This window comes from Stenotrophomonas sp. RG-453 (assembly GCF_033843685.1).
Taxonomy (GTDB): Bacteria; Pseudomonadota; Gammaproteobacteria; order Xanthomonadales; family Xanthomonadaceae; genus Stenotrophomonas; species Stenotrophomonas bentonitica_A.
This window is the reverse complement of record NZ_JAMYED010000011.1, coordinates 56949-81138: the sequence shown is the minus strand read 5'-3', so window position 1 is coordinate 81138 and position 24190 is coordinate 56949. Positions and strand designations below refer to the sequence as shown.

22 protein-coding genes are annotated in these 24190 nt (G+C 67.2%); 5 read left to right on the top strand and 17 right to left on the bottom strand.

Features of this window, described 5'->3' with window-relative positions:
* Nucleotides 1-408 precede the first annotated feature (408 nt).
* From NJD74_RS18720 to NJD74_RS18700, 5 genes are all read right to left on the bottom strand, one after another.
* On the bottom strand, nucleotides 409-3231 hold the full coding sequence (locus NJD74_RS18720; RefSeq protein WP_319624759.1) for a TonB-dependent receptor: 2823 nt from the start codon (nucleotides 3229-3231) through the stop codon (nucleotides 409-411).
* 431 nt (nucleotides 3232-3662) lie between these two features.
* Nucleotides 3663-4973 carry an ABC transporter permease gene (locus NJD74_RS18715; protein WP_026070150.1) on the bottom strand — a complete coding sequence of 437 codons (1311 nt, stop codon included), beginning with the start codon at nucleotides 4971-4973 and terminating at the stop codon, nucleotides 3663-3665.
* Between the two features lie 10 nt (nucleotides 4974-4983).
* On the bottom strand, nucleotides 4984-6144 hold the full coding sequence (locus NJD74_RS18710; RefSeq protein ID WP_046274366.1) for an FtsX-like permease family protein: 1161 nt from the start codon (nucleotides 6142-6144) through the stop codon (nucleotides 4984-4986).
* Between the two features lie 14 nt (nucleotides 6145-6158).
* Nucleotides 6159-6848, bottom strand: a complete 690-nt coding sequence (locus NJD74_RS18705) for an ABC transporter ATP-binding protein (protein WP_070474409.1) — start codon at nucleotides 6846-6848, stop codon at nucleotides 6159-6161.
* Between the two features lie 194 nt (nucleotides 6849-7042).
* Nucleotides 7043-8278, bottom strand: coding sequence for an efflux RND transporter periplasmic adaptor subunit (locus tag NJD74_RS18700; protein ID WP_070474413.1), 1236 nt, complete (start codon nucleotides 8276-8278; stop codon nucleotides 7043-7045).
* A 205-nt stretch (nucleotides 8279-8483) separates the two neighbouring features.
* Between NJD74_RS18700 and NJD74_RS18695 the strand changes: the two genes are divergently transcribed.
* Genes NJD74_RS18695 through NJD74_RS18680 form a run of 4 tightly spaced genes read left to right on the top strand, consistent with a single transcriptional unit; the run spans nucleotide 8484 to nucleotide 11991 of the window.
* Entirely contained in the window at nucleotides 8484-9383 is a 900-nt protein-coding gene (locus tag NJD74_RS18695) for an ABC transporter ATP-binding protein (protein WP_319624758.1), read from the top strand.
* Entirely contained in the window at nucleotides 9380-10150 is a 771-nt protein-coding gene (locus NJD74_RS18690) for an ABC transporter permease (RefSeq protein WP_319624757.1), read from the top strand. The genes NJD74_RS18695 and NJD74_RS18690 overlap by 4 nt, the downstream gene beginning before the upstream one ends.
* A 6-nt stretch (nucleotides 10151-10156) precedes the next feature.
* Entirely contained in the window at nucleotides 10157-11392 is a 1236-nt protein-coding gene (locus NJD74_RS18685; RefSeq protein ID WP_319624756.1) for a sensor histidine kinase, read from the top strand.
* Nucleotides 11389-11991: a response regulator transcription factor gene (locus NJD74_RS18680; RefSeq protein ID WP_046274363.1), complete on the top strand. Its 603-nt coding sequence runs from the start codon at nucleotides 11389-11391 to the stop codon at nucleotides 11989-11991. Before NJD74_RS18685 ends, NJD74_RS18680 begins: the two co-directional genes overlap by 4 nt.
* A gap of 46 nt (nucleotides 11992-12037) precedes the next feature.
* On the opposite strand, the gene NJD74_RS18675 is transcribed toward NJD74_RS18680, so the two are convergent.
* The 10 genes from NJD74_RS18675 to NJD74_RS18630 all read right to left on the bottom strand — a co-directional run bounded on the left by NJD74_RS18675 (nucleotide 12038) and on the right by NJD74_RS18630 (nucleotide 20715).
* Nucleotides 12038-12604, bottom strand: a complete 567-nt coding sequence (locus tag NJD74_RS18675) for a cytochrome b/b6 domain-containing protein (protein ID WP_046274362.1) — start codon at nucleotides 12602-12604, stop codon at nucleotides 12038-12040.
* Nucleotides 12601-13713: a catalase family peroxidase gene (locus tag NJD74_RS18670; RefSeq protein ID WP_019185541.1), complete on the bottom strand. Its 1113-nt coding sequence runs from the start codon at nucleotides 13711-13713 to the stop codon at nucleotides 12601-12603. Before NJD74_RS18670 ends, NJD74_RS18675 begins: the two co-directional genes overlap by 4 nt.
* A 155-nt stretch (nucleotides 13714-13868) precedes the next feature.
* A complete protein-coding gene (locus NJD74_RS18665; protein WP_319624755.1) occupies nucleotides 13869-15239 on the bottom strand; it encodes a leucyl aminopeptidase family protein in 1371 nt (456 codons plus the stop codon).
* A 28-nt stretch (nucleotides 15240-15267) separates the two neighbouring features.
* Complete coding sequence (locus NJD74_RS18660; protein WP_319624754.1) at nucleotides 15268-15978, bottom strand: HAD family hydrolase; 711 nt, start codon at nucleotides 15976-15978, stop codon at nucleotides 15268-15270.
* Between the two features lie 64 nt (nucleotides 15979-16042).
* Nucleotides 16043-16519 carry a hypothetical protein gene (locus NJD74_RS18655; protein ID WP_319624753.1) on the bottom strand — a complete coding sequence of 159 codons (477 nt, stop codon included), beginning with the start codon at nucleotides 16517-16519 and terminating at the stop codon, nucleotides 16043-16045.
* Between the two features lie 84 nt (nucleotides 16520-16603).
* Nucleotides 16604-17695 (bottom strand): AI-2E family transporter, encoded by a 1092-nt coding sequence (locus NJD74_RS18650; protein ID WP_046274360.1) that lies wholly within the window; start codon nucleotides 17693-17695, stop codon nucleotides 16604-16606.
* 136 nt (nucleotides 17696-17831) lie between these two features.
* On the bottom strand, nucleotides 17832-18305 hold the full coding sequence (locus NJD74_RS18645; protein WP_070426435.1) for a protein sip-5: 474 nt from the start codon (nucleotides 18303-18305) through the stop codon (nucleotides 17832-17834).
* Complete coding sequence (locus tag NJD74_RS18640) at nucleotides 18302-18802, bottom strand: phage holin family protein (protein ID WP_019185547.1); 501 nt, start codon at nucleotides 18800-18802, stop codon at nucleotides 18302-18304. The genes NJD74_RS18645 and NJD74_RS18640 overlap by 4 nt, the downstream gene beginning before the upstream one ends.
* Before the next feature lie 8 nt (nucleotides 18803-18810).
* Nucleotides 18811-19176 (bottom strand): hypothetical protein, encoded by a 366-nt coding sequence (locus tag NJD74_RS18635; RefSeq protein WP_019185548.1) that lies wholly within the window; start codon nucleotides 19174-19176, stop codon nucleotides 18811-18813.
* A gap of 111 nt (nucleotides 19177-19287) precedes the next feature.
* A complete protein-coding gene (locus tag NJD74_RS18630; protein WP_019185549.1) occupies nucleotides 19288-20715 on the bottom strand; it encodes a Do family serine endopeptidase in 1428 nt (475 codons plus the stop codon).
* Nucleotides 20716-21270: 555 nt separating this feature from the next.
* On the opposite strand from NJD74_RS18630, the gene NJD74_RS18625 reads away from it, so the two are divergent.
* Nucleotides 21271-22275 carry a histone gene (locus tag NJD74_RS18625; protein ID WP_284128520.1) on the top strand — a complete coding sequence of 335 codons (1005 nt, stop codon included), beginning with the start codon at nucleotides 21271-21273 and terminating at the stop codon, nucleotides 22273-22275.
* A 145-nt stretch (nucleotides 22276-22420) separates the two neighbouring features.
* On the opposite strand, the gene NJD74_RS18620 is transcribed toward NJD74_RS18625, so the two are convergent.
* Together NJD74_RS18620 and NJD74_RS18615 are read right to left on the bottom strand one after the other, a co-directional pair.
* Nucleotides 22421-23113: a hypothetical protein gene (locus NJD74_RS18620; RefSeq protein WP_019185552.1), complete on the bottom strand. Its 693-nt coding sequence runs from the start codon at nucleotides 23111-23113 to the stop codon at nucleotides 22421-22423.
* Between the two features lie 31 nt (nucleotides 23114-23144).
* Complete coding sequence (locus NJD74_RS18615) at nucleotides 23145-24074, bottom strand: energy transducer TonB (protein WP_070474438.1); 930 nt, start codon at nucleotides 24072-24074, stop codon at nucleotides 23145-23147.
* Nucleotides 24075-24190: the final 116 nt, after the last annotated feature.

Here is a 24190-nt window from a genome sequence, read left to right as displayed (position 1 = left end):
CTGCGTGGCCAGGCGGGGTGTGGGTGGGTGCGCGGGACCCGCCGTGAACCCATCCATGGCGGCATATGAGCTTACATGGGTGAAGGCGCATTGCTTGCGAGGCACTGCCTCGCATGCGACTGAACGCACAGCCGCCAGCGGCTGGGCCGGGCCGCGGAGCGGGACTTGCAGCGGGTCCCGACAACCCACCCGTGCCCGCCCAAGCCAGGGCGAGTCCAGCACTGAAGGCTGTTGTTCCAAGGAGCTATTGCTCCGAAGAGCTGTTGCTCTTAAAGCCATCGATCCAGAAGCCGTCACTCCAAAAGGGCAGCAAAAAAAAGACGGCGCCCGAAGGCGCCGTCTTACTTCCACTCGGCGGCTTGGAGAGAGTAAGCCGCAGATCAGAAAGGGGGGATCAGGCAAGCCCGATCAGAAACGCTGCTGGTACTTCATGTACATGTAACGGCCGATATCGAACCCGCCGTAGTACGTGAAGCTGCTGTTCGGCTGGCTGTACATGATCGGACCCTGATGGTCGAACACATTGTTCACGCCCATCGAAACCGTACCGTTCCACGGCAGCACGTAACGCACCTGGATGTCGTGGAAGGTGTTCGAACCCACCTTGTTGACGCCCTGGCGGCCCGTGTACGCCGAGCTGAAGCCCGGATTGCTGCACTCGGTCGTGTACGCGCAGTTTTCCTTCATGCTGGAGTAGTAGCGCGCCGTCCAGCCCAGGCCGAAGTTGCCGTACTGATAATCCAGGTTGAGGTTCGAACGCACGCGGAAGTTGCCTTCCCAGCCCGTGTACTGACGCACCGGCGTGGTGTCGACGTTGTCGTTCTTGCGCTCCAGGTAATCCACATACGTGGTGTTCCAGGAGACCGCGAACTTGCCGATCGCCAGTTCCGGCAGGCGGTAACGCACCGAGAGGTCATAGCCGGCGGTTTCCTGGTAGCCGGCGTTGAGCAGCGTACGGTCCAGGCCGTTGACCTGGCCGAGGGTGCGGCCCGACTTGGCACGGGTGAAGCGGTCGCATGCGGCATCCACACCCAGCACATAGCACTGGTTGAGCATGTCCGTGGCCGACTCACCGACGATCACGTCGTTGATGCGGATCTTCCACCAGTCCAGGCTCAGGTCCAGGCCCGAGACGAACTCCGGGCTGTACACCACGCCCACGGTCCAGGTCTTGGCGGTTTCCGGCTTCAGTTCCGGGTTGGAGCCCGAGCTGAAGTCGGTGCCACCCTGCTGGCCCGGCACCGTTGCGGCAGTGCCGTCAGCGGCGAGCTGGCGGAAGTTGGCCGGGACACCGTTGGCCAGGCAGCGCGCCAGGACCTGCGGGTTGTTGGCGGCCGCACCGAAGTTGGTATCGCACGGATCGGTGTACGAGTCGCGCGTGCTGGTGGTGCCGCCGTACAGATCTTCCACGGTCGGCGCGCGGAAGCCGGTGCCGTAGGTGGCGCGCACCAGCAGGCTGTCGATCGGCTTCCACTTCAGGCCGAACTTGGTGTTCGTGGTCGAGCCGAAGTTGTTGTAGTCCGAATAGCGGCCGGCCATGTCCAGCGACAGCTCACGCGCGAAGGCCATGTCGGCCAGCAGCGGAACCCGCAGTTCCAGGTAGACCTCGTTGAGCGAGTAATCGCCCTGGGTCGGCTGGCCGGTGGTGCCGGCGATCTGGCCGTTGCGGACCATCAGGTCCGGCGAGTAGCTGGCTTCTTCGCTGCGGTGCTCGACACCCAGTGCACCCAGGATGTCACCGGCCGGCAGGGTGAACAGCGAGCCGGAGATGTTCGCGCTGGCCACCTTGGTGGTGCTCTGCATCTTGTCGGTGAAGCGGGTGAACAGGAAGTCCTGCACGTCCTGGTTGCTCATCGAGCCCGGGCCGGTGTAGCCCATCGGCGCCAGCGGGTTCCACGGGGTGCAACCAGCGATCACGTTGCCGACGCTGCCGCAGTGGGCGACGTTGTTGGCATCCAGGAACGACGGGCCGACCGACTGGTTCACGTTCGGCTGGTACATGCTGCCCGTGCCGATGCGCTCGCCTTCATTGCGGTTGTACATGTAGCTGACGTTCCAGTCCCAGTAACGCGAACCAGTGTCGAAGCTGCCTTCCAGGCCCAGGCTGGCGCGCTTGGTGGTCAGGTTGTTCTCGGTGCCGCGCGGCAGCTCTTCGGTACGGTGCGCGAAGGCAACGTCCTGGCCGAACGGGTTGAACGCGCTGTCCTTGGACAGCAGCGCACGCGAACCGGTGCTCTGGTACGGGTAACCGGCCAGCTGCTTGCTCGACTCGCGCTCGCTGTACAGCGCATCGGCGACCAGGCGCAGGTCATCGGTGATGGAGAAGCCACCGTTGGCGAACACCGACTTGCGCTGCAGACCGGTGAGCAGGCTCATGTTGGTCTTGGTGTTGGCGTCGTTGGCCTTGTCGGCCGGCTTGAAGTTGCCGAGCTGGGTCGGATCGCCGCCCGGGCCCACGCTGAGGTTGCGGCCGTTGACGGTCGCATAGCCCCACGGGGTGACGCCGCTCAGGCCGTCGCCGGTGTGCCGCGGGCCGTTCGGGTAGGCGGTGAACTCACGCGCGCCGCCCAGGACCGGATCTTCGTCGGTGTACTCGCCACCCACGGTGACCCAGCCGCGGTCGAAGGTCTTGCCGAAGGTCGCGCTGTAAGCGGTCTTCTGGCCGTCACCTTCGCTGTACTGGCCGACGTAGGCGTTGACTTCGGCACCGTCGAAGTTCTTGCGGGTGATGATGTTGACCACGCCGGCGATGGCGTCCGAGCCGTACAGGGCCGACGCACCGTCGGTCAGCACTTCCACGCGCTCCACGATCGAGGACGGGATCGAGGCCAGGTCGGAGTAACCGCCGGCGCTGACGCCCATGCGGCGGCCGTCGATCAGCACCAGGCTGCGTTCCGGGCCCAGGTTGCGCAGGCTCACGTACATGCCGCCGAAGTCGCGACCCGATTCCAGCGAGGAGGCACGGCTCATGCTCGGCGAACCGGCGGCGGTGACGTCCTGCAGGATGTCGGCGACGTTGACGTAGCCCTTCTTCTCGATCTCGGCGCGGTTCAGCGCGACGACCGGCTGGGCCGATTCGACACTGGCCTGGCGGATGCGCGAGCCGGTGATCTCGATGCGATCGAGGTTGGTGGTGCCGTCATCGGCACTCTGTGCGAAGGCGGGGGCACTGCAGCTGGCGACAAGCGCGATGGCGATCGCGTTGCGCAGCGGATTGGTCTTCAAATACATCCGTGCGTTTCTCTTTCTCTGTAAAAACATTCGCCCGTTCGGGCGGCGTGGGGAACAACACACCACGACGTGGGGGGGCGGGAGTCTAATGACTTTTCAAATTTTTTACTTTCATTTGAAAGCGTAAAAAGCGCTGTAAATGAACGATGGCTGACAAAACCACGCATTCAGACGAAACCTTTTTCACATCGTCGCGAGAGGCATGCAGAAGCGGTCCGCCGCGCTGGGTCGATGCGCAATAGCGGCGACGTGCGAAGCAACTTGAGCGCGTGCGATGTCCCTTTGCAGCGTGTGTACAGCTGCGCGCTGGAGAGCTAAACGTGCAGTGAACGTGCGCTGCAAAAAAAAGAACCGCACTCTTGCAAGTGCGGTTCCGGAATTGCTATTTCGCGTGCGCGATCACGCGCACGCGCGTTGTTCAAACGTATCGCTCAGGTCTCGCGCAACGCCGTGGTGATCGGCAGTCGCGCCGCGCGCAGGGCCGGGAACAAGCCGCCGACCAGGCCAATGCCCAGCGCCCACTTCAAGCCTGTCCACAGCAGCTGCGGCGACACCTGGAACTGGAACACCACCTGGCTGAAATTGTTGCCCAGCGTGGAAACGGTGTAGTTGTTGAACACCAGCCATGCCACCAGACCGCCGAGCAGGCCGCCGAGCAGGGCCAACAACATCGTCTCCAGCATCACCGCGGTCACCACCGGAACGCCACGGAAACCGATCGCACGCATCGTCGCGATCTCTCGGGCACGCGTGGCCACCGCCGCATACATGGTGTTGAGCGCACCGAACACCGCACCGATCGCCATGATCGCGCCGATCACCGTGCCCAGGATGCTGATCAGCTTGCTCAGGCCACCGGACTGCTTGCGGTAGTAGTCACGGGTGGTCTCCACATCCAGCTTCAGGCGCGGGTCGGCCTCCATGGCCGCCTTGAACTGCTGGAAGCCCGCGGCCCCTTCGGTGCGTACGTTGACCGACTGGTAGGCACTGCGGTTGTAGGTGGTGGACAACGTCTGGGTGTCCGACCACAGCTCCGACTCGTGCACATCGTTGGAGGCGAACACGCCCACCACCGTCCACTCCTGCTTGCCCAGCTGCAGGGTCTTGCCGATCTCCAGGCCCTCGAACTGCGCCTGCGCGCCCTTGCCGACCACGATTTCGCGCAGGCCGGGCTTGAACCTGCGGCCGGCGATGATGCGCACGTTGTCGCGCACCGCCCACGCCTGCTCGCCAACGCCGCGGAACTGCACGTTGGTATCGCTGTGGTCGCTGCGCGAGAGCAGGCTGATCACCTGCGACAGCTCGGCGGAGATCAGCGGCTTGCCATCGCTGCCGCGGGCCACGCCGGGCAGGTTCTCGATCAGTGGCACCTGGTCGCGCATGATCACCGAGTTGGTTTCGGCCTGTGAGCCGCCGCGCAGCACGATGGCCACGTCATCGCTGCCGCTGCGCTCCAGAGTGGCCTTGAAGCCATCGCCCATCGCCAGCATCGCCACCAGCACCCCGACCACGCCGGCGATGCCGACCACGATCACCGAGGAGGCACCCCAGCGCTGCGGCAGGCTGGCGATGCCGATCCGCGCTGCTGCCAGCGACAGGCGGCCAGTACGGGTGAGCACCAGCCAGGCGGCCAGCAGCACGGCGATGGCCAGCACCATCCACCACGGCAGCACGATCCACACCACCAAGGCGACCAGCAGCGCCAGCACCGTCACGACGTTCCACATCCATTGCTTGTTCATGGTGGTCTCCTCAGCGCCCGGCCAGTGCATCGACGATCTTCAACCGCTGCGCGCGCAGTGCCGGCAGCAGGCCCACCACGATCCCGATCACCGCCATCAGGCACAGCGCCACCCCCCACGTCTGCGCCGGCACGCCGGGCAGGCTGATCATGCCCTGGCTGCTGGCGCTGATCACCGGCATCACGATCGAGGCCAGGCCCATGCCGATCAGCCCGCCGAGCACGATCAGCAGCACCGACTCCACCATCACCAGCACCAGCACGGTGCCATCCTTGAAGCCCAGCGTCTTGAGGATCGCCAGCTCCGGGATGCGCTCGCGCACCGCCTGGGCCATGGTGTTGCCGGTCAGCAGCACCAGGGTGAAGAACACCGCTGCCATGATGCCGGTGACGATCAGGCCGATATCGGCGAACTGCTTGGCAAAGGCCTGCGAGAACGAGGCCTCGGTCTGCGACTTGGTTTCGTGGTCGGAATTCAGCGACAGCGCATCGATCGCCTGGGCGACGCGCGAGGCGTGTGCGGGGTTCTCCAACTGGACGGTATAGAAACTGACCTGGTTCTTGATGTAATCGTTGGATTCATCGAAGTAGCTCCAGTGCAGCATCAGCTGGTTTTCCGCACTGGCGTTGTTGCGGTCCTTGGCCCGGTAGATGCCGCTCAGCACCAGCGGCCAGTCGTTGCTGCCCTTGCGCGGGAAGATCGTGGCCTGCATCGGAATGGTGTCGCCCACTTTCCAGCCGAAGCGCTTGGCCAGGGCTTCACCGACCAGCGCACCGGTCCGGGTGTTCTTGAACGCCTCGGCCTGCTCGGGCGGCAGCTCGAACTCGGGGTACAGGTCCATGTAGTTGTCCGAGACGGAGAAGCTCGGGAAGAAGTTCTTCTGGTCCTGGTAGATGCCGCCGAACCACATCGCGTAGTTGACCTTGCGCACGCCGGGGGTGGCTTCGATATCGCGCAGCAGCCGCAACGGCAGGCTCTGGGTGATCGACAGCTTGGAGGAGACCACCAGCCGCTTGGCACCTTCGATGGTGTCACCGCCGGAGTTGAAGGCAACCCGCACCGAATCGAGCATGCCGAACAGCAGGAAGGCCGCCACCACCGACAACAGCGTCAGCAGGGTGCGGGTCTTGCTGCGGAACAGCTGTGCCCAGACCAGCGAAAAATATTTCATCGCCGCATCCTCCGTCAGTGGGCCGCTGGCGCGCCGGCCAGTTCGCCCTTGTCCAGGTGCACCGTATGGGTGGCGTACTCGGCGGCCTTGGGATCATGGGTGACCATGATGATGGTCTTGCCGTGTTCGCGGTTGAGCTGTTGCAGCAGCCCCAGGATTTCCTCGGCGGACTGGCGGTCCAGGTCGCCGGTGGGCTCATCGCAGATCAGGAAGGTGGGGTCGGAGACGATCGCACGGGCGATCGCCACGCGTTGCTGCTGGCCACCGGACAGTTCGTTCGGGCGGTGGCTGCGGCGGTCGGCCAGGCCGACCAGGGTCAGCGCGATCTCGGCATTGCGCTTGCGTTGTGGGGCGCCCAGGTGGGTGAGCAGCAGTGGCAGCTCCACGTTCTTCTGCGCGGTCAGCATCGGCATCAGGTTGTAGAACTGGAACACGAAGCCGACGTGGTGGCTGCGCCAGGTGGAGAGCTGGCCGCCGCTCATGCGGTCGATGCGTTCGCCTTCGATCTCGATCTCACCGCCGGTGGGCGTGTCCAAGCCACCGATCAGATTGAGCAGGGTGGTCTTGCCCGAGCCGGACGGGCCCATCAGCGCGACGAAATCGCCGGACTGGATGTCCAGGTCGATGCCGTGCAGCACCTGCACTTTCTCGGGGCCGCGCTGGTAGGTCTTGGTGATGTTGCGGAGCGAAACCAGGGTGGACATGGGTGGTTCTCCGTGGATCGGTTGGAAAGACGTACGGCGCGTCCGGGCGAAGGCTTCCGGACGCCAGGGGGACGGGCAGCGCTCACCGTGCGCGCCGGGACGGCACGAGGAAATCGCACTTGCCGCGAGCGTGAGCGGCTCGCGTACCGCGTGGGCGCAGGCCGGTGGCGCATCGGCCACGCAGCCCGTTGTCGTCAGGGGGTTTCGGTGACCTTGCTGCCATCGTGCAGCTCGGCCGGTGGGGTGGTCACCACGACCTCGCCGGCCTTCAGGCCCTGGGTGACCTGGCGGTCGTTGTTGAGCGTGGTACCCACGGTGATCGCGCGCTGTTCCACCCGGGCATCGTCCTTGACCACGAAGGCGACGGTCTTCTGCCCGCGCTCCACGATCGCCGAGGCCGGCACGCGCACGCCCTGCGGCCTGGCGGCTTCGGCGGGGCGGGCGCTTTCCAGGAAGCTGACCCGCACGCCCATCTCGGGAACGATGCGCGGGTCCTTGGCCTTCAGCGCCACGCGCACTTTCACGGTGGCCTTGCCGCGGTCGGCAGTGGGAATGATCGCGATCACCTCGGCCGGAATTTTCCAGTCCGGGTAGGCATTGAGGGTGGCTTCGACCGGCATCTTCGGCTGCACCCGGCCGATGAAGGATTCGCCGACCTCGACTTCGATCTCCAGCGAATCCATGTCCACGATGGTGCCGATGCCGGTCCGGGTAAAACCGCCGCCGGCCGACAGCGGCGAAACGATCTCACCCGGCTGTGCGGCCTTGGCGGTAACCACGCCGGAGAACGGCGCGCGCACGATGTTGTTGTCCACGCCCAGATCGGCGATCGCCAGTGAATCGCTGGCCACGGTGGTGTTGCGCTGGGCGGTCTTGAGCTGGGCGCGCAGCGTATCGCGCTGGGCGATGGCCAGGTCGTACTGGGAACGCGAGACCAGCTGCTGGCCGACCAGTGCCTGCAGGCGCCCGGCCTCGGCATCAGCCTGGGCCACCTGTGCCTGCAGACCGGCCAGTTGGCTGCGTGCGGCCTCGAGCTGCGAGGCCGACAGACTGCGCTGGGCGTTGGCATCGATCGGGTCGAGCGTGGCCATTACCTGGCCTTCTTCCACGCGCATGCCTTCCTCGATCATCACCTCGCGGACCTTGCCGGTGATCTTGGCCGAGACCGTGGCCATGCGCCGGGCGACCACATAGCCGCTGGCGTCGAGCACCGAGCTGCTGGCGCCGCCCTGCTGGATCGCTACCACCGGGGCGGTGGTCACGGTGATCGGGCGCTCGCGGCCGAACACGAACCAGGCCAGGCCAGCCAACACAATGAGAAGGACGACCGCCAGCGCGATCCAGCGGCCACGTCGCGGGGGCGACGGCGGCGGCGAACCGGCCTTGCGGTCGATACGGAGTTCCTTGAGCAGTTCAGCGGATGCGTTCATCGTGAGTCTGGACGGGGAATCGGGCCGAGTGTGACCGCATCGGCGGCCGAGGGGCAAACCGGCACGGTGGCCGGGTGGTGGACAGCATGCCCGGCGGCCTGGCGCGGCGGCAGTGACAGCTGTCACCTGCATGGGCTGACGACGGCCACTGGGGCCGGGCGGGTCGGGCAGCAGACGCTATGGGTGTCCTCCGCGGGAGTCCGCCATGTCCATCTCCGCCGCCTCACCCCTGGCCCGCCTGCACGACGCCCAGGTTCACTACGGCAGCGTCGCCGCCCTGCAGGACGTGAGCTTCTCGTTGCACCGCGGCGAAGTACTGGCCCTGCTCGGTCGCAATGGCGCCGGTAAGAGCACCGCCATTTCGCTACTGCTGGGCCTGCGCCGCGCCGATGCGGGTCGAGTCGAACTGCTCGGCGGCGACCCGCAGGACCGCGGCTGTCGTGGCGGCATCGGGGTGATGCTGCAGGCCACCGCGTTACCACCGGTGCTGCAGGTGCATGAACTGATCGATCTGGCGCGCACCTGCTATGTAGATCCGCGCTCACTGGAGGATTGCCTCGCATTGGCCGGGCTGAGCGACCTGGCCCGTCGCCGTTATGGTCAGCTGTCCGGTGGTCAGCAGCGCCGGGTGCAGTTCGCCATCGCGGTCTGCGGCCGTCCGCAGCTGCTGTTCCTCGATGAGCCGACCACCGGCCTGGACATCCAGGCGCGGCAGCAGCTCTGGCAGGCGATCCGGCAACTTGCGGCCGAAGGTTGCGGTGTGCTGCTCACCACCCACTATCTGGAAGAAGCCGAAGCGCTCGCCCAGCGCGTGGTGGTGATCGAACAGGGCCGGGTGCTGGCCGATGGTCCGCTGGCGCAGTTCCGCCAGCAACTGGCACCGCGTCGCATCCGCTGCCGCAGCACGCTTGAGGTGGACGCGCTGAAGACCTGGCCGGGCGTGCGCGAGGTGGTCCGCGACGGCCTGCGCCTGCAACTGCTGGCCGAGCCGGCAGAGCCGGTGGTGGCGCGCCTGCTCGCCGAAGATCCGCAGCTGCAGGAACTGGAAGTGCATGGCGGCGGGCTGGCCGACGCCTTCGTCGAACTGACCCGGGAGGCCGCATGAACACCGTGATGGATTCCGTCGCCGCTGTGCCTGCCCGCGCGCCGGCCTGGCCGATCTACCGTGCCGAGCTACGCTGCGAACTGCGCCGTGCCTGGCGCTATCCAGGCTTCGTGCTGCCGTCGCTGCTGTTCCCGGTGTTGTTCTATTCGTTGTTCGGCGTGCTGCTCGGCCGCGGCCAGGCCTCGATCTATCTGCTGGCCACCTACTGCGTGTTCGGTGCGATGGCGCCGGCGCTGTTCGGCTTCGGGGTGCAGCTGGCGTTGGACCGCGAAGGGGGCCTGCTCACGCTTAAACGCGCGCTGCCGATGCCGCCAATGGCACCCTTGCTCGCGCGTCTTCTGATGGCGCTCCTGTTTGCAGTAGTGGTGGCCTCGCTGCTGATCACGGTGGCGATCGTTGCGGGCGTGGTGGTTACACCCGGGGCGGTGTTCCATCTGCTGGCGGTGGCGGCGTTCGCCGCGCTGCCGCTGGGCGCGATCGGCCTGCTGATCGGCAGCCACGTCAGTGCCAGTGCCGCTCCGGCCGTCGTCAACCTGGTGTATCTGCCGTTGGCCCTGCTGTCCGGGCTGTGGTTGCCGCTGTCGATGCTGCCATCGCTGTTCACCACGCTGGCACCGCTGTGGCCGACCTGGCATCTGGCCCAGCTGGCGCTTCCTGCGGTCGGCCAGCCGGCACAGGGCAGCACGTGGGTGCACGTGGCCGTGCTGCTCGGCATCACCGTGGTGGCCCTTGGGCTGGCCCGGCGCCGCCTGCGGCGCATCGGCTGAAGTGGCATGATCGCGCCTGATCGTCCTGCTTTGGAAACGTCCGTGCCCTCCAGTCGGCTCGCCTCCCTGTTGCGCCCCGCGCCGGACTCGGCCGTGGCCGAGAACATACGGCGCGGCAAATCGCCGTGGGTCGATGCGATCCACCTGCTGTGGACGCTGTGGGTGTTCCTGACGCCGTTGTTCGGCGGCGGCTACACCTGGCGCTGGGCGGCGCTGACCCTGCTGACCTACCCGGTGTTCCTCGTGCTGTACGCCGGGGTGCTGCTGGCGCCGCGCTGCCACGCGCCGCGCTACGCGCTGTCGATGGTGGTGCTGGGGCTGGTGCCGCTGGCGTGGTACCCCTCGGCGGTGAGCTACTTCATCTTCGGCTGCGTCACCCTGCGCGTCTCGCGCCGCAGCGGCTATGGGCGCTATCTGCTGCAGCTGGTGGGATTGAACGCGCTGTTCGTGGTGGTGGGCTTGCTGGCCCATTACCCTTGGCAGGCGCTGATCTGGATTCCGAGCATGGCGATGATCATCAGTCTGGTGGTCAACTTCGAGACCGCCAGCCATGAACAGGATGCGGCGCTGCAGCTGTCCCAGGACGAAGTGCGTCGGCTGGCGGCGACCGCCGAACGTGAGCGCATCGGTCGCGATCTGCACGACCTGCTGGGGCATACGCTGTCCTTGATCACCTTGAAGCTGGAGCTTTCGCGCAAATTGTTCGAGCGCGATCCGGATGGCTCGCGCCGCGAAGTGGCCGAAGCCGAAACGATCGCGCGCCAGGCCTTGGCCGAAGTACGCAGTGCGGTCACCGGGATCCGCGCCAGTGATCTGGCCGCCGAGCTGGCCTCGGCCCGGTTGCTGCTGGAGTACCAGCACGTGCATCTGCACTACGCGCCACCGCCACCGATGCCCGTCGATATCGAGCGCGCGCTGTCGCTGGTCCTGCGCGAGGCGGTGACCAACGTCGCCCGCCACGCGCAGGCGCGGCAGGCGTGGATCACCTTCGAGCAGGACGGGCGCACTTTGTCGATGCAGATCCGCGATGACGGGCGTGGCGGTGCCCACGTGGATGGCAACGGCCTGACCGGCATGCGCGAACGGGTCGCTGCCCTGCGTGGCACGCTGGTGCTGCACGCGGTGAAGGGCGAGGGGACGTCCGTAACGGTCCGCGTGACCTTGCCGGCCGCGACCACGGCGGTGGTGGCGCCTGTGGCGGTGCCGACCGCGCCGTCGCTGCCGGCCCGGGGCGCATCATGATCCGCATCGTGCTGGCTGAAGACCAGGCGATGGTACGCGGCGCGCTGTCGGCGCTGCTCGGGCTGGAGCCGGACATCGAGGTGCTGGGCAGTGCCGCAGATGGCGAGGCCGCATGGCGGATGCTGCAGCAGCTCAAGCCGGACATCCTGGTCACCGATATCGAAATGCCCGGTTTGTCCGGGCTGGAACTGGCGCAGCGGATCGCCCGCCAGGGCCTGCCGATCAAGGTGGTGATCGTGACCACCTTCGCGCGTTCGGGCTTCCTGCGCCGCGCACTGGATGCCGGCGTCTGTGGTTACCTGCTCAAGGATGCACCGGCCGAACGCCTGGCCGATGCCCTGCGCCAGGTGCAGCACGGCGGCCGCGCGATCGACCCGCAGTTGGCGCTGGATGCATGGTCGCAGGCCGACCCGCTCAACGATCGCGAGCGCCAGGTGCTGCGCCTGTCCGGCGACGGCCGCTCGGCCAGCGAGATCGCCACGCAGCTGGGGCTGTCGCACGGCACCGTGCGCAACTACCTGTCCGAGTGCATCGGCAAGCTTGGCGTGGCCAACCGCATCGAAGCGTACCGGCTGGCGCGGCAGAAAGGCTGGTTGTAGTGCCGGAGATCCATGCGATCCGATACCACCGGCCAGCGGTCGGTGGTTACCGCGGATCCGTGTCGGTGGGGGAAGTGCCGCCTGGGCCCTTTGCCATCGCCTGGAACACGCCATCGCGGCGCACCCACAGGTGGAACAGCGCGGCCGACAGATGCATCACCACCGTGGCGAACAGCACATACGCCAGTAGGCTGTGGGCGTTGCGCAACGCGGCATACAGCGCCGGGTTGTGCGGCAGGATTGCCGGCAGATGCACGCCGCCGCCCATCACGATCGGGTAGCCACCGGCCGAAAGCATGCCCCAACCGATCAGCGGCATGGCCAGCATCAGCCCGTACAGCACCCAATGCGATGCATGCGCGGCGGCGGCCTGCCACGCGGGCAGGTCGGCCGGCAGCGGTGGCGGCCGATGGCGCAGGCGGTTGTACAGCCGCACCACGACCAGCAGCAGGATCGCGATGCCCAGCGGTCGATGCAGATCGATCAGCACCGGCCGCCAGTGCAGCGAGGCAACCATGGTCACGCCCACGAACAGCATTGCCAGGATCATCGCCGCCATCAGCCAGTGCAGGACGCGGGCGAGAAGATTGAAATGGCCGGCATCACGGTTCATCGCGCACCTTCCTTGCCCGTGGCGGCGGGTGCCTTGCCGCTGGCGATTTCGCGCTCGCGGCGGTTGAACGATTGCGAGTACACCGCCGAGCGTGCGGCCAGGATCGGATCATCGGTGCCGGCCACGCCGCTGGGCAGGATCAGCGGATCGTAGTTCAGATCGCGGCAGGCGCCGGTGGCCTGCGGTTGCATGCTGCTCAGCGTCAGCGTGCCGGCCTTCACCTGGCGGCGGTCCTCCGGCCAGACCTGGGAGGGGTCGTTGATCGGGTCGCCGTCGTTGGCGATGGTCACCCACATGTCCCAGCGCACGGGGCCCTGCGCCAGGCGCCGGGCGAACTCCTCGCTGAGGAAATCGTCGTCGGACTGCGCGCGCTGTTCCGGGGTCATGTCCTCGAAGGGCGCCTGCGGCCGCATGCTCCAGCGCACGAAGCGGTGGCTGCCATCGGCGGCGGTGAAGCGGAAACTGTTGACGCCGTTGTAAGCGGTGTTGGCCCAGCTGTTCGACCAGGGGGCGGTCTTGGCCCACTGCTGGAAGGCACGCGCGGACGGGTACTTCTCCAGCACGGCGGCCATCTTCGCCGGGTCCGGTTTGCCGGTGGCCGGGTCCGGGATGCCGGCGCGGGTCTGTTCCAGGAAGGCCTCGGCGGTGGGCACCGCGAAGAACGGGAAACTGTTCATCGCCATGCGCCATTCCTGGCCATCATCGCTGACCAGCTGCAGCGCCATGCTGCGCACGCGGGCCTTGTTGTCGGCGCCATGCGGGTCGCCGCCGCCGATCGAGAGGCGGCCCAGTACCGGCACCTGGCGCTGCCGGAACACGCGTGCCGAACTCAGCGCCGCCCCTTCGGGCGTACCCTGGAAGACACCGCTGACGCACACGCCCTTGGTGTGCGCACGGCGGAAGCCGGGCTGCGGCGGACCGGTCGCCTCGATGGCATCGGTGAAGGTCTGTGCGGTGACGCGGTCGCGGCCGATCCAGCCGGCCAGCCAGGCAAAGGCCAGCACCAGGCCGCCGGCGATCAGGGCGATCAGCGCGATCCACAGCAGCGGTGAGGGAGGGCGTGGACCGCCCGGTTCGCGACCAGCGCGGGTATAGCCGAAGAGCGACATGTCCGGATTCCTGCCTTCACGATGCGTGTGGGGGGGCGACAGGGGCATGGTGTCAGAACGCGGCGCAGGCCGATATTCACATTTTCGACAACTGTTGAAAACAACGATCCCCGCCGGAGCGGGGATCGTCGGGGTTCAGCCGCTGGTGCGCTGCCTCAGACGGCGTAGCGCGTCTTCAGCATCGCCCAGGCCGAACGCAGCGCCAGCGCTTCGCCACCGGCCGGACGGCCCGGGCGTTCGCCGTCGTTCCAGGCGTACACATCCAGGTGCGCCCAGGTCTGGCCCTCGGCGATGAAACGTTCCAGGTACAGCGCGGCCGTGACCGAGCCGGCCATGCGCGAGCCGGCGTTGGCCAGGTCGGCGATGTTGCTGTGCAGGTAGCGCAGGTACGGGCGCCACAGCGGCATGCGCCAGACCGGATCGCGGGTCGATTCACCGGCCTGCAGCCACTGCTGGGCCAGAGTGTCGTCGTTGCTGAACAATGCCGGCAGATCCGGACCGAGCGCGATGCGGGCCGCGCCGGTCAGGGTGGCGAAATCGAGCACGATCTCCGGCTGCTGCTCGCTGGCGTAGGTCAACGCGTCGGCCAGGATCACGCGCCCTTCGGCGTCGGTGTTGTCGATCTCGATGCTCAGGCCCTTGCGGGTGGCGATCACCTCGCCCGGGCGGAACGCATCGGGGCCGATCGCGTTTTCCACCGCCGGGATCAGCAGGGTGAGCTGCACCGGCAGCTGCTGGGCCATGATCAGCCCGGCCAGGCCCAGCGCGTGCGCGGCGCCGCCCATGTCCTTCTTCATGTTGCGCATGCCATCGCCCGGCTTGATGTCCAGCCCGCCGGTGTCAAAGCACACGCCCTTGCCGACCAGCGCAACGTGCGGCTGCCCTGCATTGCCCCAGCGCAGCACGATCAGGCGCGGGGCCCGGTGCGAGGCGCGGCCCACGGCATGGATGGAGGGGAAGTTCTGCTCGAGCAGGGCATCGCCGGTGATCACCTCGATCTGCGCACCGTGGGCGGTGGCCAGTTCACGCGCGGCGTCTTCGAGCTGCTGCGGGCCCATGTCCTCGGTCGGGGTGTTGACCCAGTCGCGCACGCGCAGGCTGGCGGTGATCACATCGCGCACTTCGGCCGAAGGCGTGGCGGCCAGCTGGGCCGGCGCGCGGTTGGGCGTGCGGTAGCGCGCGAAACGGTAGCTGCCCAGGCCCCAGCCAAGCTGCAGCAGGGTCTCGATCTCCGGCGCCAGCGCGTCGGCCAGCGTCCACACGGTGCCTTCCGGCAGCGCGAACGGTGCATGCGCGTAGCTGTAGGCATCGCCCGGGTCGCCGACACCGACGATCGCGCCGGCCAGGCCGTGCTCGCCGGGCAGCAGCACCACGCTGCCACCGCTGCCGTTGAAGCGCTGCGCGTCCAGCCACGCGCCGAGCGCGTCGGACTGCTGCGCACGCCAGCCGGCGTACTGCTCGCGGGTCATCACATGCAGCGGCAGCGCATGCGAGGTATCGGACGTGAAACCGTTGATCTGGGACATGGGATTCGAAGGCTCCTTGGGCGGCCGCTCAGGCATGCGGGACGGATGCGTTCGCATCCAGCCAGTCGGCCAGCCCGGTCAGGGTGTCGAACTGCAGATCGGGCTGCAGTGAAGGGTGGGTCCAGGTGTGCTCGACGCGGTTGATCCAGCAGCCGCGCAGGCCTGCCTGCATCGCACCGACCACGTCCATCTCGGCGTGGTCGCCGACGTGCAGCACGTGGACGGGGGCGACCCCGAGGCGCTCGCAGGCGGCGTGGAAGATGCTGGCGGCTGGCTTGGCCGCGCCGTGCTCGCGCGAGCCGAGCTGGAAGGTGAAGTGGTGCGATACGCCGATCCGCTGCAGGTCGGCATTGCCGTTGCTGAGGGCGGCCACCGGCACGCGCGCGGCGATCCGGGCCAGCGCGTCCATGGCGTCGGGATAGAACTCCACCTGGTTGCGCGCGGCATAGAACGCTTCATAGGCTGGTTCCAGCAGGGCCGGGTCGGCGCCGCTTTTCTCCAGCGCCTCGCTCAGCGTCAACCGGCGCAGCGCGCTCAGGTCGTAGTGCAGGTGCGGGTTGTCATGGAAGGAGCGCTCGCGCAGTTCGCGCATCGCCGCCACCGGGTACATCGCGGCGGTGGCGGGGCTGTGCTGGAGCATCCACTCGTACAACACCTGGTCGATGCGGGCGCCGATGGGGGCGAACGGCCACAAGGTGTCGTCGAGGTCGAGGGTGATGGCTTGGACGGGAAAATTCACCCCGCCATTCTACGCCTGCGCGCGCGGGCTTTCATCGCGCGCGCAGGGAGTGCAGGGCTGTGCTTCAGCGCAGGTCGTAGGAACAGCTGATGGATGCCTGCCCGTCCTGCTGCCGCACGTTCAGGTCATGTCGACCCACCTCCATGGTGTAGTCGCCAGCTACGCTGTCGCGCATCTTCGCCAGCGCGGCGATCTGCTCGACGCCGGCCGTGCTGAAGTAGGCGGTGTAGCTGTCAACGCCGTCCTCGCCGCTGGCGCCGTCGTACAGGTACAGGCGGTTCACCGGCTGGCCCAGCACAAGCAGCGGCGTGGTCAGCGCATACTCGCCATCGGACAGCTCGCCGTACGCCTGCAGCTCGGTCGGCTTGAGCACCTTTGCCAAGGCAGCGAACTGCGCGGGCGTCAGGTGGCGCTGGCAGGTGACTGCCTCGACCAGCTGGCGGCTGGCAACCTCGGCGCTGGGCGGGGTTGCGGCGAACGTCGGTGCGGCGAGGGTGACAAGGCTGGCGAGGGCAAGACAACGGACAGCGAGAGAAGACATCAGGGCCAGGATCCATCCAGAAAAGTGCGGGTATTCTGGCAGCATCGGAGATTGCGCGGGCAGCCTGTCCCGGGCCTGGCAGGCTTACTCCAGCAGCCGCGCCCAGCCCTGCGTGCCGTCCAATCGTGCCAGTACCAGCTTGATGCAGACCAGCAACGGCACCGCCAGCAGCAGGCCGACCATGCCCCACAGCCAGCCGAACACCATCAGGGCCAGGATCAGGATCAGCGGCGAGATCGCCATCCGGCGGCCGAGCACGATCGGCGTCACCACCTGTCCTTCCACCGTATGCAGGGCGAGATAGCAGGCCGCCGGCAGCAGCGCCTTGAACGGATCGCTGAACTCCACAAAGCCCATCAGCAACATCAGTGCCACGCCGATCAGCGGCCCCACATAGGGCGCGAAGTTCAGCAGGGCGGCCACGGTGCCCCAGAGCAGCGCCTCCTGCAGCGAGATGCCAAGCAGCAGCAGGATGCCGGAGAAGACCAGGCCGACCAGCGTGTTGATCACCGTGATGGTCAGGACATACCGGGAAACCTCGCGCTCGATCGAGCGCAGGATGTCGGCGGTGAACCGTTGCTGCTGGCGGCTGGGGAACAGGGCGATGGCGTGCTTCTGCAGGCTCTGCCCGTAGATCATGAAGAACAGGGTCAGCAGCACCACCGCCAGCACCGAGGCGGCCAGGCGTGGTGCGCGGGTCAGCACCTTGTAGGGATCATCGAGCTGGGTGCGCACGATCTGCACCCGGCGGCTGCCTTCGCCACCGGCCACGCGCGCGAAGTTCTCCGCGGCCTGGTTGGCCTGCTGCACCGGCTTGGTCAGGTTCTGCACCTGGCGGGCGACCTTGCGCAGCTGCTGCGGTGCTTCCTGGGCCCATTCCATCGCCGGGCCGACCAGCTGCACGCCGAGCGCGGCGGCGCCGCTCAGGCCGACGCCGAGCACCAGCACCGCGCCGAGGAACCGGGGAATCCAGATCTTCTGCAGCATCCGCAGGATCGGGTTGCCGACCAGCGCGAAGAACATCGCCAGCAGGATAGGCAGCACCACGTCCTGTGCCGCCCACAAGGTGAAGGCGACGGCCAGGGTGGCCAGGATCACCAGCGACATCGGGGCGCGAGGGCGCGGCGCGGGCGGTGCGACGACGGCTTCGGCAGAAGGGGGAACCGGGACGCTCATTCGGGTCGCACACGGGAAAGGAGCGCCATTATTGGGCAAGCCGGGTGCGCGTGGCGTGTGGGGTGCGTGCAGACGAAGAAAGGCCCCGCGGCAGCTGCCGCAGGGCCTTCGGAAGATGCTGCCGACCGCAGTGCGATCAGCGTTCGGACAGATCCGTGGCTGCTTCAGCCGGTTGCGGCTGGGACGGCGAGGCCGGATCAACCCGCCGCTCCGGGCCGAGCCGTGGCGCTGCCGGTGCCGGTGCCGGTGCGGCCTGACGCGGGGCCTGATCGGCCGCGTCATCCACCTTGTCTGCGGCCTGCTCGGCGGTATCGGCCGCTTCGCTGGCCTGCATCGAGGCGAACGCGGCCTGGGTGCTGGCGACCAGATTGGAGACCGAGCCGATCATCTGCAGCCATCGCGCGCCCTGCACTTTCGCACCGAGACCGGTGGGCTCCAGCTTGCCGGCCAGGAAGCCGCCGGCGAGACCGACGGTGATGATCCGCAACGGCGTCCATCCGGCCCGCCAGACGCTGCTGAGGGTGAACCAGCTGCTGCGGGTTTTCTCGACCCGCACCGCCACCACCAGCTCGGCGCGCTGGACACGTTGCCGCAACGCTTCGAAATTCATCGCTTCACCCCCGTGGTATCCACGTCGGCATCGGGATCTTCATCGCTGGGTTCGTCATACAGCCCCAGCCGCGACAACTGGCGCCGCGTGGCATGCATGCCGGTATGGCGGAAGAAGAACGACACCCGCCACATCGCGTAGCCGGTGACCAGCAGGCTGACGATCGACGTGATCAGCAGCGAATGGAACCAGGACAGGCCCCAGCGCTGCATCAGGGCGATCAGCGTACCGGCCAGCAACAACCAGGCCGATGCACCGAACACGATCGCCACGCCGGCCCAGGCCAGTGCCCGGCCAAACGCGCTGCGCGCCAGCGCGAAATCGGCCGAAGCCAACCGTCGCAGGGAGCGCAGCGTGTGCTTGGCCGAATCGACTGTCTCACGGCCGGCCTCACCGACCTGACGGATGCTCTCGTCCAGGCGTGGTGCTTTTTCACCGCTGTCCGGTGGCGGGGTATCCGCGCCACCGGGAGCGGTCGACTGGGCTTGATCGCTCACGCCGCTGCTTACTTGTCGCCGCCGCTACGGGCCAGCTTGGCGATGATCCAGCCGGCCGCGAAGGCGACGCCGAAGGAGGCCAGCGGGCGCTCGCGGATCAGTTCAGCGGCGCTGTCGACCAGGTCCTTGCCCTTGTCCATCAGTGCATCGACCTGTTCCTTGGCGGCGGCACCACCGAACTCGGCCGCGGCCAGGCCGGAAAGCGCGGTATCGGACAGCTCGGCCTTGACGTTGGCCTTGCCGATGCGCAGCTCGTCACCGGCAGCACCGGTCGCGCCCTTGATGGCACCGCCGGCAGCGGTGGCGGCCGACTTCAGATGCGAGCCGGCTTCGCCCAGGTGTTCCTTCAGGTTCTCGGTATTGGTGGGGCTCATCGTGTTTCTCCTGCTATGCGATGGGGAAGGTGACCGCGGACGATCCGACGGCAACGAACACAAGGTAATAGCACCGGCCGGGTGTAAGCCACGTTACGGCTGCCGCCGCGTTCAGCGCATCACCAGCTGGCCACCGCCGTTTCCACGGATGATCCGCAGCACCAGCTGGGCCGGACGCTGCTGGAAGTTGGCACGCCAGCTGGCGAGATCGGCAAACTCACCTGCCGTTGCCGCGGTGATCACATCGCCCTGCGCCAGCCCGGAGTTGGCGGCGCGGCTGCCGCGTTTGACCTCGCTGACCAGCACACCACTCACGCCGGCCTGGCGCAGCGACTCGGGCAGATCGACGAAGGTGGCACCGCTCAGGCGCGGGTCGAGCGATTCCCCGGTGACCGCGCGCGCCTGCTCCTTGAGCGTGGCCTTGATCTGCAGCGGCTTGCCCTCGCGGCGCACGTCCAGGGTCAGCGTGCTGCCGACCGGCTGCAGGCCTTCCACGTTGTGCAGCGCCTGCGCGCTGTCCACCCGCTGGCCATTGGCCGACACCACCACATCGCCCGGCTTGAGGCCGGCAGCGGCGGCACCGGAGCCGGCCAGCACGCGCGTGACCAGCGCGCCGCGCGTCTCGGTCAGGCCCAGGCCCTGCGCGATCTGCTGGGTCAGGTTCTGCGCCTCGATGCCGAGCGTGCCACGCACCACCACGCCGTGCTTGACCAGCTGGTCCACGACGTCGCGCGCCAGGTTGGAGGGGATCGCCAGGCCCAGGCCGATATTGCCGGCCATGCTGCCCTGCGGGTTGAAGCTGGCCGTATTGATGCCGACCAGCTGCCCCTGCAGATTGACCAGCGCACCGCCGGAGTTGCCCGGGTTGATCGAGGCATCGGTCTGGATGAAGTTCTGGTAGCCCAGCCCGCGGATGCCGCTGCGCCCCACGGCCGAGACGATGCCGGAGGTGACCGTCTGGCTGAAACCGAACGGGTTGCCGATCGCCACTACGAAGTCGCCGACGCGCAGCTGCGCGCTGTCGCCGAGCTTGATTTCGGTCAGGTTGCCGGTCGGAATCCGGATCAATGCGACATCGGTATCGGCATCGGAGCCGATGAATTCCGCCTTGACCGTGCGCCCGTCGGCCAGGGTCACCTGCACGTCGTCGGCGTTATCGATGACGTGGTGGTTGGTCAGTACCAGCCCCTCGGCGGCATCGATGATCACACCCGAGCCCAGCGATTCGTTGATGCGCTCCTGAGGCACTTCGGGGAACAGCCGGCGGAAAAAGGGATCGTTGAAGTAGGGGTTGCGCACCCGTACCACCTGCTTGGTGTTGACGCTGACCACGGCCGGCATCACCCGTTCCAGCATCGGTGCCAGCGACGGCACCGCCTGGCCGGCGACCGCTGCGGGCAGCGCGGCCGTGGTCGGGATCGTATACGCGGCCGGCGCCGCCTCGGCACGGTTGTCCAGGTGCGCATTGATGGCCGTGGCAGTGAACCCGCCGAAGGCAGCGGCGAGGGCGAGCGTGAGCAGGGTCGGGAGCGGTCGCATGGTCCGGCGGTTCCGTGTCGGAGGGGACGGGTGAGGTGAGAACACGTATACGGTAATTCAACCTGAATGAGTGTGTCCGCTACCGGCTAAACCCTGGATGAAATTCATTGCCGGCGACGTCGCGCCGCACGACGGATGGGCGCCGGCAGCCAGGGCGATGTGTGCCGCTGGCCACCTGCAGAGCGGGTGCGCCAGGATACCCGCGGCAGGGGAAGACCGTACCGGCAGGCGCGTCCATCGGCCGCGCCCGCGCCATCCAAACCAGCGCAAATACGCAGTACGAGGGCACGGAATGGATCAACTACGACGATCCATCATTGCATCGCCGGGCGCGGCGGACATGCGCATCGAGACACATCGCATGCATCTTCTGCGGGAACGCCGATGCTGTTTTCAAGGGGTTTCGTGCACGCGGCCGGTGCGTTGCTTGCTGCCGCCGATGAGGGTGCTACTGTCGGCTTGGCACGTGCATCGCATCAAGACCGTTCCACGATGGACCGCGCCGGTATAGCATCGCCAGCGATTTGACTAACCAGGCCCCTTAGGAGGCACTCAATGAGCAACGGTAATGGTGTGACCACGGTTCTCTCGCAGACCGTCGAAGATGCAAAAGAAACCGCCACCAACGTCGGCGAGACCATCGCACACGTAGCGGAAGATGCAGTGGCTTCGGTCAAGAAGACCGCCAAGCGCGCGCGCAAGGCTGCCACCACCCAGGTCGCCAAGGTCAAGAAGGCCGTGACCAAGGTCGAGAAGACCGTCGCCAAGAAGGCTGACAAGGCGGCCAAGTCGGTCGGCAAGACCCTGGCCACCGCCAAGCAGAAGCTGGAAGCGGCCAAGAAGAACGCCAAGGCCGAAGCCACCGCGATCAAGAAGCAGGTCGCCAAGAAGAAGGCCACCGCTGAAAAGGCCGTGACCAAGACCACCAAGGCTGCCGGCAAGAAGGCCACCACCGCCAAGAAGGCCGTGACCAAGAAGGCGGCTGCTGCCAAGAAGACCGTGACCAAGAAGGTCGCCACCGCCAAGAAGGCCGTCGCCAAGAAGACCGCGACCGCCAAGAAGGCCGTGACCAAGAAGACCGCCGCCGCCAAGAAGACCGTCGGCAAGAAGGTCGCCGCTGCCCGGACCGCTGTTGCCAAGAAGTCGGCGACCGCCAAGAAGGCCGTAACCAAGAAGACCGCAGCGGCCAAGAAGGTTGCCGGCAAGAAGACCGCCGTCGCCAAGAAGACCGTCGGCAAGAAGGTCGCCACCGCCAAGAAGGCCGTTGCCAAGAAGTCGGCGACCGCCAAGAAGGCCGTGACCCGGAAGACCGCGACCGCCAAGAAGGTGGCCGGCAAGAAGACCGCCGTCGCCCGCAAGTCGGTCGGCAAGAAGGTCGCCACCGCCAAGAAGGCCGTGACCAAGAAGACCGCAGCGGCCAGGAAGACCGTCGGCAAGAAGGTCGCAACCGCCAAGAAGGCGGTAGCCAAGAAGGCCCCGGCCCGCAAGGCTGCCCCGGCCAAGCGTGCTGCGGCCAAGCCGGTTGCCCGCAAGGCACCGGCCAAGCGCGCGCGCAAGTAAGTCGTCGTAACGTGCTGCTCCTGCCTGAGGGCGGGAGCGGCATGGTCGGAGCCATGCACTGGGCTCATCCCCAACCCAGACACGTGGGCGGGGTAATCATCCCCTCATGGGGAGACAGGGCGCCCCGAAGGGCACCCCGGTAACATCAGCGCGCCGCGATCGCGGCGAACTCGCGCATCAGGTGCTCGCCGTCATACACCACCTGGATCTGGTTGCTGCCCTTGTCCAACCGCTCGCCATTGACGAATACGTCGGTCTGGATGCTGTAGCGCCCCTGCGGCATGTTGGACGGGAAGGTCACGGTGAAGGTGTTCTCGTACGCACCGCTGCCTGCACTCTCGCTGGCGACTTTCTCGGCGGTTTTGAAGGGTTCGGACTGGCCGGGTTCGTAAATCCGGATCTGTTCCTTGACCTCGCGGATCGGCTGCTGGCGGCCGCTGACCGCTTCGATGTTGGAGACGATCTTCAGCGGTTCACCACGCCGTACGCTGTTGCCGGGGAGGCTGGTCTGGTAATGCACGACCTCGGCAGACTCCGGCAGCTGCGAGTAGCGCGACCGGTAGTCCGACTCCACCTGGGCCGCGCTACGGGTGCGGCGGCTTTGTGCGTTGATCACGAAGCAGGCGGCGATGCCGGCCGCAGCGCCGACGTAGGCACCTTTCTCACCATTGACCAGCGCGCCGGCGCCGGTGCCCAGCGCGATCGCTCCCAGGCACTTGCCCCAGTCCGATCGGGTCATCTGATTGCCCGTGGTGCAGCCGGTAAGCGTGCCGGCGGTAGCGAGGCCGATCAACAGCACCTTGCCGAGCGAGGCGGGGGCGAAATAGTCCTTTTTCATGGTCAACACCTGGTGTGAAGTGGGGCGGGCATCATTCGATGGTGGTTTCGCGCATGACACGGTCGCGCTCCGCCTTTGCTTGGCGGATGAGCGACCGGGCAGCCGCTGAGTCAGGATTGACCTGCAGGGCCGATTCGCCCAGGGCTACGGCGACGTCGTAGCGGCCTTGCTGCAGTTCAACCCGCGCCTTGCTCAGCAGGCCTGCTTCCGGCGCCGCTGCCGGTGGCAGCGAGATCGTCGGCGCTTTGGGCGGGTAGCTGTTGTCAGGTTGGCGCAGGTCGGCCATGTCTGAGGCGGTGCCCGCGTCTGGGCTGAAGCTCACCTCCAGCTGCATCGTGCTTGCATTCGCCTGTCCCTCCCGGATGGCCGGTAGATAACGCCAGCGACGCGCTGCTTCCAGCGCAGCACGGTCCAGCGACCGCACCCGACTGGTGCGCATCACCGAAATGGCCGTCGCGGTGCCATCTTCGGCAACATCGATGCTGAGCAGAACGGTTCCGCGTGCCCCGGTACGCACTGCATCCGGCGGATAGCGCACGGGAGCGCGCTCGCGCGATGCGGCATCCACCTGTGCAGACCGGTCCGGGATCGACGAAGGTGGGGGGGGCGCCTGGGCAACCTCAGTGTGGAGGGGTACCTGTGCGGCGGTTGGCGCTGGAGCCGGTGCCGGTGTCGCTGCGCGGGTCGGGCGCGCGGGCTCGGCCTGCTTGGCAAGGTCGGCTTCCAATGCAGTCACCCGGACCTGCAGATCGCGCCAGTTCTCTTCACCCGGAAGATCGCGCTGCATGCCCAGCAAGGCGACGCGTGCACAGGCCAGGTCTGCCCGCGCGAGGCATGACTCCACAGCCGCACGATGCGCTTCGATGCGGCCGGCAGACACCGTTGGCGACGTACCTCGATCGCGCAGGAAGATCGCCCAGAACAGCCCGCCCAGGACCAGGCAGACCAGGACCAGCGGCACGCGTGAGCGTGGTCGTGGGCTCGGCCCGGGAGCGATCGGCGCAGGCGCGATCGGCGCGGGAGGCGCAGGTGGCCTGGTCGAGCGCTTGGGTCCCGGCGCAGATGCCGGTTGCGCAG

Coding starts and splice junctions, on each gene's coding strand:
- NJD74_RS18720 (WP_319624759.1), bottom strand. CDS start 3,231: ATGTATTTGAAGACCAATCCGCTGCGCAACGCGATCGCCATCGCGCTT.
- NJD74_RS18715 (WP_026070150.1), bottom strand. CDS start 4,973: ATGAACAAGCAATGGATGTGGAACGTCGTGACGGTGCTGGCGCTGCTG.
- NJD74_RS18710 (WP_046274366.1), bottom strand. CDS start 6,144: ATGAAATATTTTTCGCTGGTCTGGGCACAGCTGTTCCGCAGCAAGACC.
- NJD74_RS18705 (WP_070474409.1), bottom strand. CDS start 6,848: ATGTCCACCCTGGTTTCGCTCCGCAACATCACCAAGACCTACCAGCGC.
- NJD74_RS18700 (WP_070474413.1), bottom strand. CDS start 8,278: ATGAACGCATCCGCTGAACTGCTCAAGGAACTCCGTATCGACCGCAAG.
- NJD74_RS18695 (WP_319624758.1), top strand. CDS start 8,484: ATGTCCATCTCCGCCGCCTCACCCCTGGCCCGCCTGCACGACGCCCAG.
- NJD74_RS18690 (WP_319624757.1), top strand. CDS start 9,380: ATGAACACCGTGATGGATTCCGTCGCCGCTGTGCCTGCCCGCGCGCCG.
- NJD74_RS18685 (WP_319624756.1), top strand. CDS start 10,157: ATGATCGCGCCTGATCGTCCTGCTTTGGAAACGTCCGTGCCCTCCAGT.
- NJD74_RS18680 (WP_046274363.1), top strand. CDS start 11,389: ATGATCCGCATCGTGCTGGCTGAAGACCAGGCGATGGTACGCGGCGCG.
- NJD74_RS18675 (WP_046274362.1), bottom strand. CDS start 12,604: ATGAACCGTGATGCCGGCCATTTCAATCTTCTCGCCCGCGTCCTGCAC.
- NJD74_RS18670 (WP_019185541.1), bottom strand. CDS start 13,713: ATGTCGCTCTTCGGCTATACCCGCGCTGGTCGCGAACCGGGCGGTCCA.
- NJD74_RS18665 (WP_319624755.1), bottom strand. CDS start 15,239: ATGTCCCAGATCAACGGTTTCACGTCCGATACCTCGCATGCGCTGCCG.
- NJD74_RS18655 (WP_319624753.1), bottom strand. CDS start 16,519: ATGTCTTCTCTCGCTGTCCGTTGTCTTGCCCTCGCCAGCCTTGTCACC.
- NJD74_RS18650 (WP_046274360.1), bottom strand. CDS start 17,695: ATGAGCGTCCCGGTTCCCCCTTCTGCCGAAGCCGTCGTCGCACCGCCC.
- NJD74_RS18645 (WP_070426435.1), bottom strand. CDS start 18,305: ATGAATTTCGAAGCGTTGCGGCAACGTGTCCAGCGCGCCGAGCTGGTG.
- NJD74_RS18635 (WP_019185548.1), bottom strand. CDS start 19,176: ATGAGCCCCACCAATACCGAGAACCTGAAGGAACACCTGGGCGAAGCC.
- NJD74_RS18630 (WP_019185549.1), bottom strand. CDS start 20,715: ATGCGACCGCTCCCGACCCTGCTCACGCTCGCCCTCGCCGCTGCCTTC.
- NJD74_RS18625 (WP_284128520.1), top strand. CDS start 21,271: ATGAGCAACGGTAATGGTGTGACCACGGTTCTCTCGCAGACCGTCGAA.
- NJD74_RS18620 (WP_019185552.1), bottom strand. CDS start 23,113: ATGAAAAAGGACTATTTCGCCCCCGCCTCGCTCGGCAAGGTGCTGTTG.